Origin of the sequence: Hyphomicrobium sp. B1 (genome assembly GCF_049532635.1) — a bacterium.
In the GTDB taxonomy this organism is placed as follows: Bacteria; Pseudomonadota; Alphaproteobacteria; order Rhizobiales; family Hyphomicrobiaceae; genus Hyphomicrobium_B.
This window is the reverse complement of record NZ_CP134871.1, coordinates 1,739,163-1,756,467: the sequence shown is the minus strand read 5'-3', so window position 1 is coordinate 1,756,467 and position 17,305 is coordinate 1,739,163. Positions and strand designations below refer to the sequence as shown.

Annotated in this window: 15 protein-coding genes; 7 read left to right on the top strand and 8 right to left on the bottom strand. The window is 59.2% G+C overall.

The window, feature by feature from the left end:
* Positions 1 to 251 precede the first annotated feature (251 nt).
* The 3 genes from RLW55_RS08470 to RLW55_RS08460 all read right to left on the bottom strand — a co-directional run bounded on the left by RLW55_RS08470 (position 252) and on the right by RLW55_RS08460 (position 3,244).
* A complete protein-coding gene (locus RLW55_RS08470) occupies positions 252 to 1,475 on the bottom strand; it encodes a CmpA/NrtA family ABC transporter substrate-binding protein (RefSeq protein WP_423416133.1) in 1,224 nt (407 codons plus the stop codon).
* A gap of 2 nt (positions 1,476 to 1,477) precedes the next feature.
* Positions 1,478 to 2,089 carry an ANTAR domain-containing response regulator gene (locus RLW55_RS08465; RefSeq protein WP_414463954.1) on the bottom strand — a complete coding sequence of 204 codons (612 nt, stop codon included), beginning with the start codon at positions 2,087 to 2,089 and terminating at the stop codon, positions 1,478 to 1,480.
* A 147-nt stretch (positions 2,090 to 2,236) separates the two neighbouring features.
* Positions 2,237 to 3,244, bottom strand: coding sequence for a helix-turn-helix transcriptional regulator (locus RLW55_RS08460; RefSeq protein ID WP_423416132.1), 1,008 nt, complete (start codon positions 3,242 to 3,244; stop codon positions 2,237 to 2,239).
* A 165-nt stretch (positions 3,245 to 3,409) separates the two neighbouring features.
* On the opposite strand from RLW55_RS08460, the gene RLW55_RS08455 reads away from it, so the two are divergent.
* The gene (locus RLW55_RS08455) at positions 3,410 to 4,789 is read left to right on the top strand and encodes a DUF1254 domain-containing protein (protein ID WP_423416131.1); all 1,380 of its coding nucleotides are present in this window, start codon (positions 3,410 to 3,412) and stop codon (positions 4,787 to 4,789) included.
* 133 nt (positions 4,790 to 4,922) lie between these two features.
* Here the strand turns inward: RLW55_RS08455 and RLW55_RS08450 are convergent, their stop codons facing one another.
* The 3 genes from RLW55_RS08450 to RLW55_RS08440 all read right to left on the bottom strand — a co-directional run bounded on the left by RLW55_RS08450 (position 4,923) and on the right by RLW55_RS08440 (position 9,594).
* Positions 4,923 to 6,233: a porin gene (locus tag RLW55_RS08450; protein ID WP_423416130.1), complete on the bottom strand. Its 1,311-nt coding sequence runs from the start codon at positions 6,231 to 6,233 to the stop codon at positions 4,923 to 4,925.
* A gap of 317 nt (positions 6,234 to 6,550) precedes the next feature.
* On the bottom strand, positions 6,551 to 8,149 hold the full coding sequence (locus RLW55_RS08445; protein ID WP_409563307.1) for a sigma-54-dependent Fis family transcriptional regulator: 1,599 nt from the start codon (positions 8,147 to 8,149) through the stop codon (positions 6,551 to 6,553).
* Between the two features lie 101 nt (positions 8,150 to 8,250).
* Positions 8,251 to 9,594: a CmpA/NrtA family ABC transporter substrate-binding protein gene (locus RLW55_RS08440; protein WP_423416129.1), complete on the bottom strand. Its 1,344-nt coding sequence runs from the start codon at positions 9,592 to 9,594 to the stop codon at positions 8,251 to 8,253.
* A gap of 431 nt (positions 9,595 to 10,025) precedes the next feature.
* Between RLW55_RS08440 and RLW55_RS08435 the strand changes: the two genes are divergently transcribed.
* From RLW55_RS08435 to cynS, 6 genes are all read left to right on the top strand, one after another.
* Positions 10,026 to 10,577: an OsmC family protein gene (locus RLW55_RS08435; protein ID WP_013949582.1), complete on the top strand. Its 552-nt coding sequence runs from the start codon at positions 10,026 to 10,028 to the stop codon at positions 10,575 to 10,577.
* A gap of 59 nt (positions 10,578 to 10,636) precedes the next feature.
* Entirely contained in the window at positions 10,637 to 11,812 is a 1,176-nt protein-coding gene (locus RLW55_RS08430; protein WP_423416128.1) for an acyl-CoA dehydrogenase, read from the top strand.
* Entirely contained in the window at positions 11,809 to 13,152 is a 1,344-nt protein-coding gene (locus RLW55_RS08425; RefSeq protein WP_423416127.1) for an FAD-dependent oxidoreductase, read from the top strand. Before RLW55_RS08430 ends, RLW55_RS08425 begins: the two co-directional genes overlap by 4 nt.
* Before the next feature lie 70 nt (positions 13,153 to 13,222).
* Positions 13,223 to 14,131, top strand: a complete 909-nt coding sequence (gene ntrB / locus RLW55_RS08420) for a nitrate ABC transporter permease (protein ID WP_423416126.1) — start codon at positions 13,223 to 13,225, stop codon at positions 14,129 to 14,131.
* Between the two features lie 55 nt (positions 14,132 to 14,186).
* Positions 14,187 to 15,107 (top strand): ABC transporter ATP-binding protein, encoded by a 921-nt coding sequence (locus RLW55_RS08415; protein WP_423416125.1) that lies wholly within the window; start codon positions 14,187 to 14,189, stop codon positions 15,105 to 15,107.
* Between the two features lie 41 nt (positions 15,108 to 15,148).
* On the top strand, positions 15,149 to 15,598 hold the full coding sequence (cynS, locus tag RLW55_RS08410) for a cyanase (RefSeq protein WP_414463965.1): 450 nt from the start codon (positions 15,149 to 15,151) through the stop codon (positions 15,596 to 15,598).
* An 85-nt stretch (positions 15,599 to 15,683) separates the two neighbouring features.
* Here the strand turns inward: cynS and RLW55_RS08405 are convergent, their stop codons facing one another.
* Together RLW55_RS08405 and RLW55_RS08400 are read right to left on the bottom strand one after the other, a co-directional pair.
* The gene (locus RLW55_RS08405) at positions 15,684 to 16,895 is read right to left on the bottom strand and encodes a cytochrome-c peroxidase (protein ID WP_423416124.1); all 1,212 of its coding nucleotides are present in this window, start codon (positions 16,893 to 16,895) and stop codon (positions 15,684 to 15,686) included.
* Positions 16,876 to 17,256, bottom strand: a complete 381-nt coding sequence (locus RLW55_RS08400; RefSeq protein WP_423416123.1) for a hypothetical protein — start codon at positions 17,254 to 17,256, stop codon at positions 16,876 to 16,878. The genes RLW55_RS08405 and RLW55_RS08400 overlap by 20 nt, the downstream gene beginning before the upstream one ends.
* Positions 17,257 to 17,305: the final 49 nt, after the last annotated feature.

Here is a 17,305-nt window from a genome sequence, read left to right as displayed (position 1 = left end):
ACACCCTCGGCAAAGAGGGTAGGAAGGCTTGAACGGCAGCTTTGCCTATTGAGCGCCCGTCATTGGACGCGGACGAAACCCTAAGCGCGGAAATCACGCAGCTTAGGCGAGCTGAAATTACAAACCTTCAACTCGAGTCCCTGCCAGGATTGCGGCAGTAGCGAACGCTTCGCAAGTCCAAACATTTAGCAATTTCACGACCCGTCGGCGCAAATTTTGTGCAGTGCACGTTTGACGCAGGTCGGGGATCGTCACCGCTTCTGGCTTGTGATGTAGGCGTCGAGCTTGTCGGGATCGAACAAGCCCCCGTCGAAAAAACCGTCCGGCCCAAGCACCAGGCTCGCGCCGGATGAACCGACCGGAGTGGGCGCCGTGAGCGCTCCTTCAACCTTCGCGTTCGCCACCGGGAGCGCAATGCCTGACGGCTTCAGCGCGGCACGGTAAAGATCCGGCCGATACGTTTCGCGCGCAATTTTTGCGTTCTCCGCGCTGTGTAGCACCTGCCCCCAGCGAACCATCTGCGAATAAAACCAGAGCGCATGACTCTTCCATGGGAACGTCGCTGCTTTGGCAAACGGTACAAAGAAGTCGGAGACGGCGACGGCGTGTTCATTGCCGACGGGCAACTGGCCCTGCAGCGCAGGCAGCATCCATTCGACAGGCTGAGCGACATACGTCCGCTCGGCCAGAATGCGTGCCAGATCATTACGATTGTGCGCGTCGGCGCACCATTGGGCGGCGTTATTCAACGCGCGCAACAAGGCGGACAGCGCTTCAGGATTCTCTTGCGCCCAGTGCGCGCCGGCGGCGAGAACTTTCTCGGGGCTCGACCGCCAAATGGCGGCCTTCACGGTCGCTATATGGCCGTGCCCCAGGAGAGCCGCGGCAGAATTCCACGGCTCGCCGACGCAATAGCCGTCAATCGTGCCGCTCGCGAGAGCGTCCACCATCAACGGCGGGGGCACGATGACAATCTCGATATCGCGCGATGGGTCAATGCCGCAGGCGGCCAGCCAATAGCGAAGCTCGTAGTTATGCCCTGAGTGTGGATGGACGACAGCGAACCGCAACGGCATCTTGTTTTGGGCCATGCGCGTACGAACGACGTCCTTTAGAGCCTTGCCGTTCGTCGCAGGATCGAAGTCGGCCTTTGCGCCGTTGTCTGCCATCGCGTCCCACAGGGCATTCGACACGGTAACGGCGTTGCCGCCCAGACCGAGCGCCATCGGAACGATGGTTGGAACAGCCAGCGGTGTCAGGCCAAGATTGCAGGCAATCGGCATCGGCGCCAACATGTGGGCGACCTGGAAATGTCCAACCGCGAGACGATCACGGATGTTGGCCCACGACATCTCACGGACGAGCACCAAATCGACGCCTTCGGCCTCGGCGAAGCCCATTTCTTTTGCAGTCACGAGAACCGCGCTGTCGAGAAGCGGCATGAACCCGGCAGTGATCTGGTAAAGGCTCGCCATCGTCATCCCTCCTCGTCGGGTGGGGCGAGAAGCCCGGCTGCCGTTATCAAGCTTTCGGCGATTTCGGAGAGCTTTCTATTTTGGTTCATCGCAGTCTTGCGTAGCAAGGCGTAAGCCTGGGGCTCGGAGAGACCGCGCGTAGTCATGAGAATGCCCTTCGCCCGGTCGATGAGCTTGCGGTTTTCAAGCTCCGAACGCGCCTCTTCAAGTTCCCGGGTCATGCGCGAGAAGGCGTTAAAGCGACTGATCGCCATCTCGAGGATCGGCTTGACGCGCTCCTGCTTCAGTCCGTCAACGACGTAAGCCGATACCCCCGCTTCGACCGCCGCCTCGATCGATGCACTGTCCGAACGGTCGACAAACATCGCGATGGGGCGGTTCACGGCACGAGAAAGTTGGAACATGTTCTCGAGCATATCGCGGTTGGGATTTTCGAGATCGATAACGATGACGTCCGGCTCAATCTCGGAAATACGGCGCGCAATTCCCGCGACGTCGTGGACGACGGTGAGGTGATCATAGCCGGCTTCCCGCAGGCCCGCTTCGATGACCGAGGCGCGCAGACGGTTTTCATCTATGACCAAGATGGAAAGTCGTTTCGGCCCTGCGTGCATGCCCGTGTCCACCAAGAAGACTGTCTCGGGTACACGATTTCCGCGCTCGGTCAACTGCCCGCAAGTGCTCAGGGCCGGAACTAGGGTCGCGACAAGGTCGGACGACGGACCGTTGATTGCATGGAAATTCGCGCCGGGCCGTTCTGCTCAAACGGCGCCGTTCCGATACCGTCGCGGCGATACGCCCGTCCACCGGCGGACGGCGCGGACGAAAGAGGGCTGCCCGGAATAACCCAGATCCGCGGCAACGTGCGTGATCGATTTCGAAGAGCCGCTCAACGCAACGAGCGCGCGGGCCCTTCGCGCTTCATCCAGAAGATCCGAAAAGCTCGTGCCTTCGGCCGCAAGTCGCCGCTGCGATGTTCGCACGCTGAAGCCGCTCGCCTCGGCAAATCGCTCAACGGTCGGCTCGCCATCATCGAGCATGAAATCGATGAATGCCCGCGCCGTACACGCGAAACTGTTTGCACTGTAGAGCGGATCCCAATGATCTTTGGGCCAATCGCCTCCGAACTTCCGGATGGAACTGGGGAACGGCCGATCCAGAACATCATCGGATATAAAGACCGTGAGCGCGTTCGTGGCGCTCGGCGTCAGCTCTGGTCCGAGGCTCCCGTTGAGGTGCGACAAGCCGAATTCCGGATGCGGCGTGAGCTCAATTTTGCCGAGCGGCTCGCCTGCGTAACCCGTCATTTTACAGAGCGAACGGATCAGTGCGGCCACGTATTGCTGCACAGTGTGCCGCGTGACATCGTCCACATCGAGAGTGAGTTCCTCACGAATGAACGCGCCTGCGGCGGCCGGCGTGATCGATAGAAATTCGTGTGTACAATGACGGGGCATCGCTTCACAGACAAGAGTGAGTGCCTCGCGCGGCGTCCTGCCGCCAAGCATGAGTTGACCCAGCTCTCCGAGATCGAGAATGCTCGTGTCTGTCACTACGCGCGTCGCGATGTCGGGTCCTTCCTGCAGGGACAGCATCCGCATCACTGAAAGAGCTTTGATCAGGGAAATCGGGCGGGCGGTCGCGTCCCAAGGCGGGGCCGGTAGCCCTCCGCACGCGAGCACGTCGTCGAGCGACCGTCCGTTTTTTTGAACCCATCGAACGAACGGCGCGATATCGGACGCGCGCACCAAGGGAAAGCTTGAGATCATGCGAGCAGCGATAGCGATACAAACAAGCGAACCTTGGCTATTTTACACCGTCTGGCGCATAAAGCGAATTATTCCTCCGCCTGCATCGTATTCTCTCGCAAAAATGTGAAACGGAGAGACAGCGTGGTAATAAAAAAACAATTTAAAATTGCGTCGGCGGCTCACATGAGTGCCGCTTTTTTTTCATGCGCCGCTCACGCCTTGACGGTGGACGAATCCAAAGCGATTGCGATGGATGCCTATATCTATGGTTATTCTCTCATCACTACTGAAGTTACGCGCGTTCAAATGACGAACGTCGACAAGCCCGACGGCACGCGGGGGCCAATGGGCAAGTTTGTTAATATTCCGCGTTATCCGCCTGCGGACTATCGCGGCGTATCAGCGCCGAATGCCGATACGCTTTATTCGCTCGCCTGGATAGATTTGGAAAAAGGTCCGACCGTTTTCTCTCATCCGGATATGGGTAAGCGATACTATCTGTTTCCCATGTATAGTCTTTGGATGCCTGTGATCCATTCTCCTGGCACCCGCACGACGGGCGGCGCAGCAGAGAAATTCCTGCTGACCGGCCCGGGATGGAAAGGCGAGGTGCCGTCCGGCATGACGGAGATCAAATCTCCCACGCGTTACATGCTGATTCTCGGACGGACGTACGCAGACGGAAGCGAGGCCGACTACAAAGCCGTGAATGCTCTGCAGGCTGAGTACGACCTCCGGCCGCTCTCGGCGGTCGGCGCTGATTACACGTATGTGGCCCCGCCGGTGGATCCCAATCCGGGTTTCTCCATGACCGACAAACCACAGGACGTCATTCTTGGCCTTGGAACCGAAGGCTACTTCAATATGATGGCGCGATTGATGTGCATGGATGCGCCCCCGGCGACTGAGGACGCACCTATCCTCGCAGAGATGGCGAAAATCGGCATTGAACCGTGCAAGACATTCAGCTTGGCTCATCTCGATCCTGATGTTCAGGCAGCGTTGAAAGCGTTGCCGCAGCAGGCGCTCGATAAAATCGGAGCGAACAAGGCTGCGATGGGAGTGGAGGTCAAGAGATGGATCTTCACCAAGGGTCTTGGTGAATACGGCACCGACTACATGAAGCGCGCGCTCGTCGCGGCTTTTGGATGGCCGGCCAATTTGCAGGCTGACGCCGTCTATCCCTATACGGAGGTCGACAGCGCCGGACAGCCGCTCAGCGGCGCGGACAAATATACGCTGACGTTTGCTAAGGGCCAGGAGCCGCCGGTCAACGGTTTCTGGTCGATCACGATGTACCAAATCGACCAGGGGTGGTGGTTCGTACCGAATGCGCTGAACAAATTTACGGTCAGTCCGCGCAACGATTTGAAAGCCAATCCCGACGGCTCCGTTACGCTTTACTTTCAGAATGAATCGCCGGGTGCCGATAAGGAATCCAATTGGCTCCCGGCTCCGAAAGGTGCATTCCTGCCGATGCTGCGGATGTATTGGCCTAAGGAAACGAGCCCTTCGATTCTGGATGGGAGTTGGAGCCCGCCCGAGGTCGTGAAGGCAAACTGAGCTGCACTTATCGGAGTGAAAGATCGCGCATACGGCGATGACCTGATAGCCTGGAGTTCATCAAGCGCCAGCGAGCAGCCCGGGATTTAGCTGCTCGCTGGCATTCCGCCGAAGTTGCGGAAGGAAGCTTCGATCAAAAATTGATCAGCCCACCAAAGCTGACGAGGTCGAGGCCTTCGAGGTCGGATAGACTGGACACGCCCGACACATCCGCATCGTAGTGCTGATATTTGACGTAGACCGTCATCGCTGCTGCGTCCATCTCCTGGGCTATGCCACCGCCGTAACGCTGGAACGAACTCCCCGTCGCGCCAAGCGCCAGCGCAGCCGGTCCAAGCTGGTCATCGTATTCGGCATAATCGCCATAGACGATCGTCGCACCCAGCGGCGTCCAGTTCCGGCGGATACCCGACTTGATGTACCAGTGATGGCTGTCGGGTGCGGTCGCACCGTTCACAAGCTTGGCGTCGTTGTTGTCTTCACGGCCGTACGCGCCGTGGAAGAACAGACCCGTCGGCATATGCTCGATGTAGCCGCCGGCCTGGAAGTATTGACTGTCCTTCGAGGTCAGCACGGCCGTGCCGCTGATGCGCTCATCAGAGTTCTCAGAATAGCCGACGCCAAGATTGACCTTGAAGTCGTTCCACTTGCCAGCATAGCGCGCTGCAAGCTCCCAGTCGTCGTCTTCGCCCCAACTCGCCGAGACTGAGAAGCCGCCAAACACAGGTGAATCATAGCGCACCGCGTTCATCACGATGCCATCGCAGTCGCCGCCGATCGGCGCATCCTGCGAATAACAATAAGACAGCTGCCCCCAAGTCATGTTGCCTGGTGCATAGCCGCCGCCCTTCTGGCGCAGCTTGAACTGCGGAAAGCCGTCGAAGAACGTGTAGTTGTCGATGACCTGCGTGCCGGATTTGTCCGTGAACATGGCCGCACTTTTGGAGGCGTTCGCCTGACGGCCGACGCTCAAGCTGCCGAGCTGCTCGCTCTTCAAATACCAGAACGACATCTGGACATTGAGGCCTTGGTTGAAGTCCGCCGAATTCTGGTTCATCGCCGCGCCGGTCGAGGCGTTGCGTCCAAACGGATTATCAGCGAGGTTCTGGATGCGCAGCAGGTAGCCGGCGGTCCATCCGGGCAGGATCTGGGCCTTGCCGTTGAAGATCACATGCGTGGCCTGCGTCGGGCCGAGGCCATGCAGGTAGACGTTGCTTTCAGCGCCATCGTCCCACCAGGTCATCTCTTGAGCCACGTAGCCCGAGATCGTCAGCGAGACCTTGCGATTGCCTTTGCGCGCCGTCGTTGCTTCAAGCTCGGCAACGCGTTCTTCCAAATCCGCGCAGCAATCACCGCCAAGGTCAGCCGCCTGAGACGGGGTAGCCGCAGCAACACACACTCCTGCGACAACAGCAATGCAAAGAAGTTCGGTAGCTCGTTTCAATGATCGACTCCGCGTCCAGATTCCATGCTTCGATTTGTGTCTGGCGGCAGTGTCGATTATCCGCTCGTTGCCGAGAGGCAGTAGCGGGCGATCAACCGACTCTCGGCTATCGAGAGCGGTGATCTCTGTGATGGCGTTCATGCTGTACCCCCCGGTTCATCCGTCGCCTGAGAGAGGGAGGTTGCAATCGATGTGCCAATTTTGGCAGAAACGGCGGCAGCTCGTAACGCTTGAATTCAGGCGCTTATCAGTGAGCTTTTCGCGATGGCCGGCATTGTACGCAAGACAAAGTGTCGACAATGTCAAAGTTTGTCGACTTAGAATTTCGTACCTTCGGCCTTGAACTTGCGAAGCCGATACGAGAACTGCCGCTCCGTCAAACCGAGCCGTTGCGCGGCTCGCGATTTGTTGCCGCCGGAAAATTCTAGAGCACGCTTAAGATCGTCGGGTCCGTGCGACGCCGCCGGAAGATAGGGGCGAACAGGCATCACGGATGACATCGGTTGCCGCGTCTGATGGTGCTCGCTCGGCGGACTGATATCGAAGACGCGATCGGTCAGCAAGGCGGAAACCTCGACACGTCCGAGAACCGGTGCGCTCGCGAGAAGAACCAGACGTTCGATGAAGTTCGACAGTTGACGGACATTTCCCGGCCATGGCTGTTCGACGAGATAGTGCATCGCGTCGGCCGTCAACGCGACCTCCCGCTTGTTCGCAACGTTCGCGCGGCTCAAAAAATGACGGACGAGTTCGGGAATATCGCTCTGGCGCTGCGCCAGCGACGGTAGAAGAATGGGAATGACGTTGAGACGGTAGTAAAGGTCCTCGCGAAAGTCGCCGCTCTCGACCGCTCCGGCAAGATCGCGATTGGTGGCCGCCACCACACGCATGTTGACCTTGATCTCCCGCTTACCGCCCAAGCGGACGACTGTCCCCTCTTGCAGCGTACGCAGCAACTTAGTCTGCATGAGCAGCGGCATCTCGCCGATCTCATCGAGAAAGATCGTGCCGCCGTTGGCTTGCTCGAACCAACCCATGCGGGCTTCGCTCGCGCCGGTAAAGGCGCCGCGCTCGTGCCCAAAAAGTTCCGATTCAAACAGCGTTTCGGGAATGGCTGCGCAATTGACTTTGATAAACGGCTTGTCTTTTCGCGGCCCGGCGACGTGCAGCGCGTGGGCGAAAAGCTCTTTTCCGGTTCCCGACTCGCCAAGCAGCAAAACGCTCGCGGTGGCGTCCGCGACCTGCTCGATCTGCGAGATCGCACGCAGCAGGGCCGGCGAGCGTCCGACAATGCCGTATTGTGTTGCCTTGTCGCCGGCCGGTGCCGACGCTGCATCGCGCGCCTCGATGGCCCGCATCCGCCGATCAATGCGATCGTTGAGCGTTAGAAATTGACCGAGGATCGCAGAGAGAATTTTGAGAATGCGAACATCGTCCTGCAGCGGGCGATCCCTATGGCGTATCCTGTGACAGGCCAGCGCACCGACGGTGCGGTCTTCGACGCGGATCGGGCAGGCAAAGAACGAGACGACGCCTTCCGGCAACTTGCTGCGTTCGACCGCGCGGCCAAGAAAGCTTGGGTCTTTATCGATATCCTGGACGATAATGAGTTGGCCGGTCTGAATGACGTAACCTGTGACGCCTTCGCCGAGTGCATATCGGCCGCGCGCAGCTTCTGCGGACGTCAACCCGTAGTAATAAGCGATGCGGTAGATGTCTTCATCAGGCGACTTCAGCACGATGCGGCCGCGGTTCAGCCCAAGCATCTCCGAAAGCAGGTGCAGCACCCCGCGCGCAACCTGATCGAAGTAGAGACCCTTCCCGATCAGGTTCGCGACTTCCTGAATCAGATAAAGCTCCTGAGCCCGCCAGAAATTGCTGCTCTCGCGTTGTGATTTCTTCTCGCTCGCCGTCATAACGCTTTCGATTGCATCTCCGGACCTTTCATAACGCGAAATCGCCCGCGCCGACGATGCGGCGCGGGCGTCCAGTGCCGAAAGATCGCGGATCGAGCGTGTCACCCGGCGCGACTTATTGCAAAGGACTTCAGATATTCGTCCGGTTTGGCGGGATCGAATCGCTTGCCCATGACACTGAACGTCTTTGTCGTCGCTTGTGGCGGCGTCAAACCTGCTTGTTTCATGGCCTTCGCCGCGTCCGTCACAAGGTAGACCTCGCGCGCGACCGATTGATAGTCAACGTCGCCCTTGATCTGGCCCCAGCGCTTCATCTGCGTCAGCGTCCAGACGGCGAAGCTTTCGTAAGGGAACGGATCGAATGCGATGCGAGCCGGGTCCTTTTTAACGCCGCCTAGACCATCAGCGTAAGTCCCAGTCAATACCTGCTCGACCACAGTCAGCGGCTGATTTAAATAGTTCGTTGGTGCGATGGCCGCGGCGATCTCCTTGCGATTTTCCGCCTTCTGCGCATAGGCCGTCGCCTCCATGATGGCGCGCAGCAACGCCGCGGACGTGTTCGGCGTCTCAGCGATCATCTTGCGCGACAGCGAGAAGCTGCAGCAAGGGTGACCGTCCCAAATCTCTTTGGAGAGAATGTGAATGAAGCCGACGCCGTCGTATACGGCGCGCTGGACGAGGTTGTCGGGTGCCAAGAAACCGTCGATGTTGTTGGCGCGCAGGTTGGCGACCATCTCCGGCGGCGGCACCAAACGAAGCTGCACGTCGGTATCGGGATCAATGCCGTGCTCCGCCAGATAGTAGCGCAGCAGATAGTTATGATTTGAGAAATCGTAGGGTATTGCGAACTTGAAGCCTTTCCAGTTCTTCGGATCGCGATTGTTCTTGTGCTTGTTGGCCAAACAAATGGCCTGACCATTGATGTTCTCGATTGCGGGCGAAACGAACGGCGCTTTCGTCGATCCGAGTCCGAGTGAGATCGCGAGCGGCATCGGCGCCAGCATATGCGCTGCGTCATATTCGCCGTTGATCGTCTTGTCGCGGACGATGGCCCAACCCGGCGTCTTCATGAGCTGCACGTTGAGCTTCTGTTTGGTGTAATAGCCCATCGGCGCCGCCATGATGATCGGCGTCGCGCAGGTGATCGGAAGAAATCCGATCTTGAGGTCGGTCTTTTCTGGCTTGCCGGTTTCTTCCAGCGCTTCGGCCGCTGCCTTGACCGGAAAGAGATGATTGAGTGCGGCCGCAGCTGTCGTCGCGCCGACAGCTTTCAGGAAGTTGCGCCGCTCCAGCGGATTGGGAAACACAGCTCTGAAAAGTGCGCGCTCAGTCGCTCGCTCAAGGGCGCTGGCTTGACCCGATGTCGCAATGTCATGCGCGGCTTGATCGTCGTGCCCCCCGCACGAACATCCGCTTCGACCGCCTGCCACTTTGTCTTTATCCATATCGCACCCCAGTTGTTGCATGGATCGGCGCTTCGCAACAGCTGTGCCAAGGCCTGGAGTTTTGAAATAGACGCGCAGAATCAATTGACTACGTAAGCGCGACGCTGTGACAGAGCGGCCAGTCCCCGCCTCTTGTCGACTTTCGTCGACATTTTGTCAGTGCCTTCGCCATGGCTAGGACAGCCCATCTAGGACTCCTCTCGCATCCCAATCGCCAAGCAAAAAAAGACCGTCGACATTGTCGACAAATTGTTGGCGAGAGAGCCGCATTCGAAATGCGCCCGATATGGCGCCACAGTCAATCTAACAAATTGAATATGTTTATGAATTTTTGGTTGTTTACGATTGCTTGAGGTCTTGGCACGCGGCTTGCGGATATCCCCTCGAAGGCGACGGAAAGACCGTCAATCCATGAGAACCGAGGAAACAGCATGACCGCCTCTGCCCAGACCAAGACCATCGAAACCTATCTTCGGCCGATCGACCGCGACGGCCTGATGGCATTCGCCGAAAAGGGCCGTAACAACCCCGGCTCCCGCGGCACCAACGTCGTCAAGACGGTGTGCGAGGGCCAATACCGCACGCTCAGCTATGTCGGCGACCACACGCCGGTCGTCGTCGACGAGCCGCTGCATCTCTTCGGTCAGAACACCGCTCCGGCTCCGGGCGAGATCGTCCTCTCAGCGCTTGGCGGCTGCCTTGCCGTCGGCATCACGGCCGTCGCGACCTGGAAGAACGTGCGGCTGTCGAAACTTGAGCTGAAACTTGAAGGCGACATCGGCAACCCTGCCGCATGGGGTGCAGGCGGCGCTGAGCGTGAACCGTCGCAGATGGGCTTTCAGGAAATCCGCGTTACGGTCGACGTCGAGGGCGACGCCAGCCGCGAAGAACTCGCGGAAATCGTGCGTCATGCGAACTATTTCTCGCCGGTCGCCAACACGATGCGCAATCCGATCCCGTTCAAGATCGCAGTCGCCGACTGATTGCCGATGAAGAGACCGACCCCCGGTCTCTTCCCCATTTCCTCAGCGGGAGTTCCACCATGCAGACTGTCCTCGCGTTTAAAAAGAACGCGCCGAGCGGCGATGCAGCTCCGCCCGTCAGTGCCCGGCCAGACGAGGAGATTCTGTCGCGCACGCGCACGATTGCCGAAGGCCCTTTGCGCGACCAGGCCAACGCCATCGACAAAGGACACTATCCTCTCGACATGATGCGCGCCTTGGGCGAGGCCGGAGCCCTGTCGGCGCATCTCAAAAGCGGCGGTGAGCGCTTCGGCGTCGCTATCGAGGCGATGCGGGCCGTCAGCAAGTCGTGCGGCTCGACCGGCTTTCTGACATGGTGTCACGACGTATTCGGTCTCTATCTCGATCAGTCGCCGAACCGATCGCTGGCCGACCGCATGCTTGCCGCCCACGCGATGGGCGAGACCTTCGGTGGCACCGGCCTGTCGAACCCCATGAAGGCCTTCGCCGGGATTGAGCCAATGGCGTTGAAGGCCGTGCGTGCTCCTGGTGGATATCGCGTTTCGGGCACCCTGCCGTGGGTCAGCCATATCGGGCGCGGCCAATATTTTGGCGCGATTGCGCAAGTCTTCGATGGTTTTGGTGCCCCATTGCACGAGATCATGTTCGTGCTCCGCTGCGACGAGCCCGTCGAGTTGCGAGAGTGCCCGGCATTTTCGGGGATGGAAGGCACGAGCACGTGGAGTGTGCGACTGACCGACGTCTTCATTGACGAGTCGGATTTGATTGCCGATCCGGCGCGGCCGTTCATCGGTCAGATTCAAGGCGCGTTTATTCTTCTACAGTACGGAATGGCGCTCGGCATCATCGACGGCGCAATCGAGTCGATGCTGGACGTCGAAGGCGTGCTTGGTCACGTCAATCAGTATCTTGCCGATCGTCCGGCAGACATCGTAGCGGAGTTCCAAGAGCTTTCGACCCGCGCATCGAAGCTTATCGAAACCCCATTCGAACGATCGAAAGATTTTCTTCTGGATGTCATCGACGTCCGCGCGCAAGCGGCGGAGCTAGCGTTGCGGGCGACGCAGTCGGCGCTGATGCATCAGGGCGCGCGCGGCTATCTGATGTCGGCCGCGCCTCAGCGCCGCATCCGGGAAGCGCATTTCGTTGCTATCGTCACCCCGGCGATCAAGCATCTGAGGCGCGAGATGGAACGCCTGTCGAAAGACGTGCAGCCAACGGAAGCGCAACCATGAGCACCAAAACACGATTGATCGAACCAACCGACGGCCGCGGGCCGTGGAAGCGTTTCATCTGCCGCGTCTGTGGATTGATTTACGACGAAGCCGAAGGCGACATCGACAGCGGACTTCCATCGGGCACGCGTTTCGAGGACATTCCAGACGATTGGGAATGCCCAATCTGTAACGTCACCAAGGCCGATTTCGATCCCTACGTGCCGCGTGCCATTACGGATATGCCCGTATCGACGGCGGTGCGGTCGCGCGAAACAGGCGTCGTCATTGTCGGCGCGGGTGCTGCCGGATGGGCAGCGGCGGAAGCCATTCGCGCCCACGACGGCACGCTTCCGATTACCGTCGTTACCGGTTGCAGCGGGGATGTCTATTATAAGCCTGAGCTTTCAATTGCATTGACGCGTGGTGCGACGCCCGAAAGCCTGACGCGAGAAACCGGCACCGAGGCGGCCGCGCGCCTTGGCGTTCAGTTGCTGCCGCAGACGTATGCGGTCGGTCTGTCGCCAAATCTCGGGATGCTGCGGACCACGCGCGGCACGCTGCGTTTTAACAATCTCGTTCTCGCGCAAGGGGCGCGCTCAGCGGCGCCCGATTGCTTGCCGCCCGAGCTCGTTTGGCGCATCAACGATCTTACCACGTGGAGCGGGCTTTATCGTGCGCTCTCGACCGGTCCTCAACGTATCGTCATCGTTGGCGCTGGAATGGTCGGATGCGAATTGGCCGAAGATCTTGCGCGTGCGGGCCATCACGTCACACTCTTGGCGCCGGACAAGCTGCCAATGCGGCCCTTTTTACCCGTGCCCGCTGCCGCGCGGCTTGCCGCTGGACTTAAAAGCGTCGGCGTGACGTTCCAGGGCGAACAGAATGTAAAGCGCGTCGCGCGAAGTAACGGTAAACTGCTCGTTGCGACCATGAAGGGCGACACGATCGCAGCCGACCATGTCGTCGCGGCTACCGGCTTGGCAACGGAGCAGCGGCTATCACGCAGCGGCGGCATTGCATTCGACCGCGGCATCATCGTCGATCCGAAAACGATGAGAACGAGCGTCGCGCACGTCTACGCGCTCGGAGACTGCGTGACCATCGGCGGCGCACCATGCCGCTACATCGAGCCGATCCGCGGCCAGGCCGAGGCGATTGCCAAAGCCATCCTCGGACATGAGCACGAGGGCTACGCTCATAAAACGCCGACCGTTCGCCTGAAGACGCGATCGACGCCGATCGTGCTCGAAGGCTGGATCTCGGCCTATGGCGAGTGGCGCATCCTGCGCGACGATGCAAGCGCGCTGATCATGGAGCAATGGGTGGGAACCGAGCGCGTTGCCAAGCTCGCTGCATGATGTTGCCGCTCGCGGGAGCCACGTGATCTCCCGCTCATACTGCGCCGGAACTTTCACGGAGACTTTGAAGATGGCCACGACAGATATCACCACCTCAGGCGCATCCCTCCGGCGCAAAGAGCGCGGCAGCTTGCCGAAGTTTCCGCTGGCAATCCGCGCAGCGTGCTTATCGCTCGTCATCCTCCTCCTGCTAGTCGGGGTATGGCAGCTCGCAACGACGCCGGCCGCTAGCACCGCGACGTCAGTCGACCCAGAATACGCAGCTCTTGTTTCAGGTGCCGCCGCCGAAGGACAGAAGACCGGCTTTCCAACGCCGGCCGACTTTGCGTCGACGCTCTGGGGCCAAATCAAAAATCCGTTTTACGTTCATGGCCCCAACGACCAAGGCATCGGCATTCAGCTCGGCTACTCGCTGGGACGCGTGCTGCTTGGCTATTTTCTTGCGGCAATAGTCGCGATTCCGCTGGGATTCGTGATCGGCATGTCGCCGCTCATCCACCGCGCGCTGGATCCCTTCATGCAGATCCTGAAGCCGATTTCGCCTTTGGCCTGGATGCCGCTCGCGCTCTACACGATCAAGGATTCCAGCATTTCAGCGATCTTCGTGATCTTCATCTGTGCGCTCTGGCCCATGCTGCTCAATACCGCCTTCGGCGTCGCAAGCGTGCGTAAGGAATGGCTGAACGTTGCAGCCACCCTTGAGGTCAGCCCGTTGCGCAAGGCGTTTCAGGTCATATTGCCCGCGGCCGCTCCCACGATCATGACCGGCATGCGAATTTCGATCGGCATCGCGTGGCTCGTCATTATCGCAGCCGAGATGCTCGTTGGCGGTACCGGCATCGGATACTTCGTCTGGAACGAGTGGAACAATCTCTCGATCTCCAACATCCTGACCGCGATCTTGCTGATTGGTCTGACCGGCATGGCGCTGGACGTCATCCTGGCGCGCGCGGCGCGGCTGGTCGCCTACCGGGAATGACGTACGCCAGCGGAAGATTGCAATAACTCAACCCAGGCCCGAACACGAGGACGCCATGGAAAAGCCACTGATCTCCATCGAAGCCCTGGCTCGGCGCTATCCCAAGCACGGAGGCGGCGAAACAACCGTCTTTGAAAATATCTGGTTGCCGATCGCGAGGGGCGAATTCGTCTGCCTCATCGGGCATTCGGGGTGCGGCAAGACAACAATCCTCAACGTGCTAGCGGGCCTCGACAAACCGTCCGACGGCGTGGTGATCGTCGACGGCCGCGAGATATCGGGACCGAGCCTCGATCGTGCTGTCATCTTCCAGGGGCACTCGTTGCTGCCATGGATGACAGTCCAGCAGAACGTCGCGTTCGCGGTGAAGTCCCGTCATCCCGATTGGCCCAAGGCGAAAATTCTTGCGCACTGTCAGACGTATATTGATGTTGTCCATCTCAAAGGCTCTGAGCAGAAGAAACCAGCTGAGTTGTCGGGCGGCATGAAGCAACGCGTCGGCATTGCCCGCGCGCTCGCCATCGAGCCGAAGATGTTGCTGATGGACGAACCGTTTTCGGCACTCGATGCACTGACGCGCGGCTCGTTGCAGTACGAAGTCCGCCGCATCTGCACCGAGACGCAGCAGACCGTCTTTATGATTACGCACGACGTCGATGAAGCATTATTGCTCGCTGACAAGATCGTACTGATGACGAACGGTCCGCATGCCAAGATCGCGGAGATCGTTGAGAATACGCTGCCGAAAGACCGGCAACCGGCGACGATGCATCGGCATGCCAATTACTATCCGATGCGGAACCATCTTCTCGATTTTCTCGTCAGTCGCTCGAAGGCGTTCGACAAGGAGATCGCGGGCAAGGCCTACGATCCCATGCGGCCTCCCATCGTGCGCCCGACTGCAAAGCCTGTGCGGGTCGATGCCGAGAAAGATGGAGCCGCGGCCGTCGTCGACCGCGCTGCCGTAACAGCCTGAACCGAATTCTTTAGCCATCCAAACCAAAAGGAGTGACGCGCATGAACCGCGCCGAAGTGACCGAACTTGTGCTTTCCGCAAAACGGATGAAGGGCCTGACGTGGGCAGAGATTCAGCAAACCGTGTCGGTCTCGACCTCACCGATCGTCGTCACCGCAGCCCTTCTCGGACAGATGCGTCTGGAGCCTGAGGAAGCCGAGCGTGCCGCGAGGCTGCTGGATCTTCCCGAGGAAGCGAAGATTATTCTGACGGAAATTCCCTACCGCGGATCGCTCCCGCAAGTGCCGCCGACCGATCCGCTGATCTACCGCTTCTACGAATTGGTTCAGGTCTACGGTACGACGTGGAAGGAACTCATTCAGGAGGAGTTCGGCGACGGCATCATGTCAGCAATCGATTTCGATATGACGCTGGAACGTCAGCCCGACCAGAAGGGCGACCGGGTGAAAATCGGCATGTCCGGAAAGTTCCTCGGCTACCGCCGCTACTAAAGCGGCGTGACCGCTGCCGCTCTCGCACGACAGAACGGATCAAACAAGGCCATCGCACGGATTTCCGCGCGATGGCCATTTCGTTTCAGTTGTCGACGAGAGATTCGTAAGCCCGGTCCGTCAACGTCTTCAGGAATGCGATCAAAGCATCGACGTCGGCGTCTGACAGCGGTCGCGCCTTCAGATCGGAGGTTGCGAGATTGGTGCCGTCTTCCGGTGCGTTCCACGCTGTTCCGGTTTCCGGATTAATCTTCCCGACGCTGCCGTCTGAAAATCTCAAGTGAAATAGGACGGCGGTGCGCAGCTCCTGAAAGGCGCCGTTGTGCATGTAAGGGCCGGTGACGGCAATATTGCGTAACGTCGGGACCTTAAACGCACCGTCATAGGTCGGGTCATGCGCTGCAGGATTTTGCATGAGACCATGGTCGACGCGTTGAGCGGCGCTTCCGTTCAGACGGCGAACCGCAACATTTTCCGGAACTCCCAGATTATAGTACCGGAAGTTTGTGAATGCATCGTTGCGCGAATCTGCGACGCCCGTGCTCGAATGACAGCGGGAGCAACCCGCCCCGTTCGCGGCGAAGAACAAGTCGCGTCCCCTGGCTTCGTTTTGCGAGAGCGCCGCTTCGCCTCGGAGCGACTTGTCATACCTGGAATCGAACGGCGCGAAATCGGACGTCTTCAAATAGGCCGCCAATGCGGTCTGAAGTGCCGCGAATGCCTTTGGCGTATCGTCCAAGACGCTAGGTCCGAAAATTGCATGAAAGGCCGCTTGATAATCCGCGCTCTCGCGAAGCCGCGCGACGACGCTTGCCTCATCTGGCATGCCCATCTCTATTGGATTGAGGATTGGGTCGCGCACTTGATCCGTTATGGTTCGCGCTCGGCCGTCCCAAAACATTCCGCCTGCCGCCGTGTGCTCTGCCGAGATATGAAACGGTGGCGTCATCATGATGTAGCTGAGTGTCGGCGAATTTCTATCGCCGAGCGAGTGACCGTCTCCTCCACGAGAAACCGCGCCTTGCACGTCTCCTAGCGCACGCGGATCGGTGAACGCCAACTCCGGCGAGTGACAGCTTACGCAGTTCTGCTTGCGGCTGAACGAAAGGTTTCGATCTGCGAAAAGCGCCCGGCCAAGTTCGATCGGCGTACGCAAGCTTGCGGCCTCGACAGGACGGAATGCTGCCGCGGTCGCGATTGATGTGGCCGCCAAGAAGCCGATGAAGGCCCACCGCCGGCTCTTGCAAGCCATGGCTATGCTGCGGGACGCATTCACTTCATTTTTTTTCCGCGGCATGGATGGTCAACTTCAAGGATTTATCCGGCGCCCCGCTGATCTGAATGATCGCAGGCCCAGCGCCAAGATCGTACTGCACGCTCTTGCGCAAACTTTTACAATTCTTGTCGCCGGAAAATGCGACCGTGGAAACCAACGCATCGTTCTGGACGACATCAACCCAGGCGTGGCTGGGAATCGTGATTTGATAGAGCCCGGGCTTGCCCACATCGGCAATCGAGAACCAGCCGGAAAAGCTGTTTTTCGGTAAGGCTTGTTTCTTTATGCCAGGCGTCGCCGGTAGCTTGACTGATGGCGAGGGTTCGAGCGTCAGCTCGATCGCCTTATCAGGGATCGACACGATCTTGCCGCCTGTCGCCACCGCTTCCGCGTCCGGCGCGGCGACCCAACTCAATTCGGTCGCAACGGAC

Coding starts and splice junctions, on each gene's coding strand:
- RLW55_RS08470 (WP_423416133.1), bottom strand. CDS start 1,475: ATGGCGAGCCTTTACCAGATCACTGCCGGGTTCATGCCGCTTCTCGAC.
- RLW55_RS08465 (WP_414463954.1), bottom strand. CDS start 2,089: ATGCACGCAGGGCCGAAACGACTTTCCATCTTGGTCATAGATGAAAAC.
- RLW55_RS08460 (WP_423416132.1), bottom strand. CDS start 3,244: ATGATCTCAAGCTTTCCCTTGGTGCGCGCGTCCGATATCGCGCCGTTC.
- RLW55_RS08455 (WP_423416131.1), top strand. CDS start 3,410: ATGAGTGCCGCTTTTTTTTCATGCGCCGCTCACGCCTTGACGGTGGAC.
- RLW55_RS08445 (WP_409563307.1), bottom strand. CDS start 8,149: ATGACGGCGAGCGAGAAGAAATCACAACGCGAGAGCAGCAATTTCTGG.
- RLW55_RS08440 (WP_423416129.1), bottom strand. CDS start 9,594: ATGGATAAAGACAAAGTGGCAGGCGGTCGAAGCGGATGTTCGTGCGGG.
- RLW55_RS08435 (WP_013949582.1), top strand. CDS start 10,026: ATGACCGCCTCTGCCCAGACCAAGACCATCGAAACCTATCTTCGGCCG.
- RLW55_RS08430 (WP_423416128.1), top strand. CDS start 10,637: ATGCAGACTGTCCTCGCGTTTAAAAAGAACGCGCCGAGCGGCGATGCA.
- RLW55_RS08425 (WP_423416127.1), top strand. CDS start 11,809: ATGAGCACCAAAACACGATTGATCGAACCAACCGACGGCCGCGGGCCG.
- ntrB (WP_423416126.1), top strand. CDS start 13,223: ATGGCCACGACAGATATCACCACCTCAGGCGCATCCCTCCGGCGCAAA.
- RLW55_RS08415 (WP_423416125.1), top strand. CDS start 14,187: ATGGAAAAGCCACTGATCTCCATCGAAGCCCTGGCTCGGCGCTATCCC.
- cynS (WP_414463965.1), top strand. CDS start 15,149: ATGAACCGCGCCGAAGTGACCGAACTTGTGCTTTCCGCAAAACGGATG.
- RLW55_RS08405 (WP_423416124.1), bottom strand. CDS start 16,895: ATGCCGCGGAAAAAAAATGAAGTGAATGCGTCCCGCAGCATAGCCATG.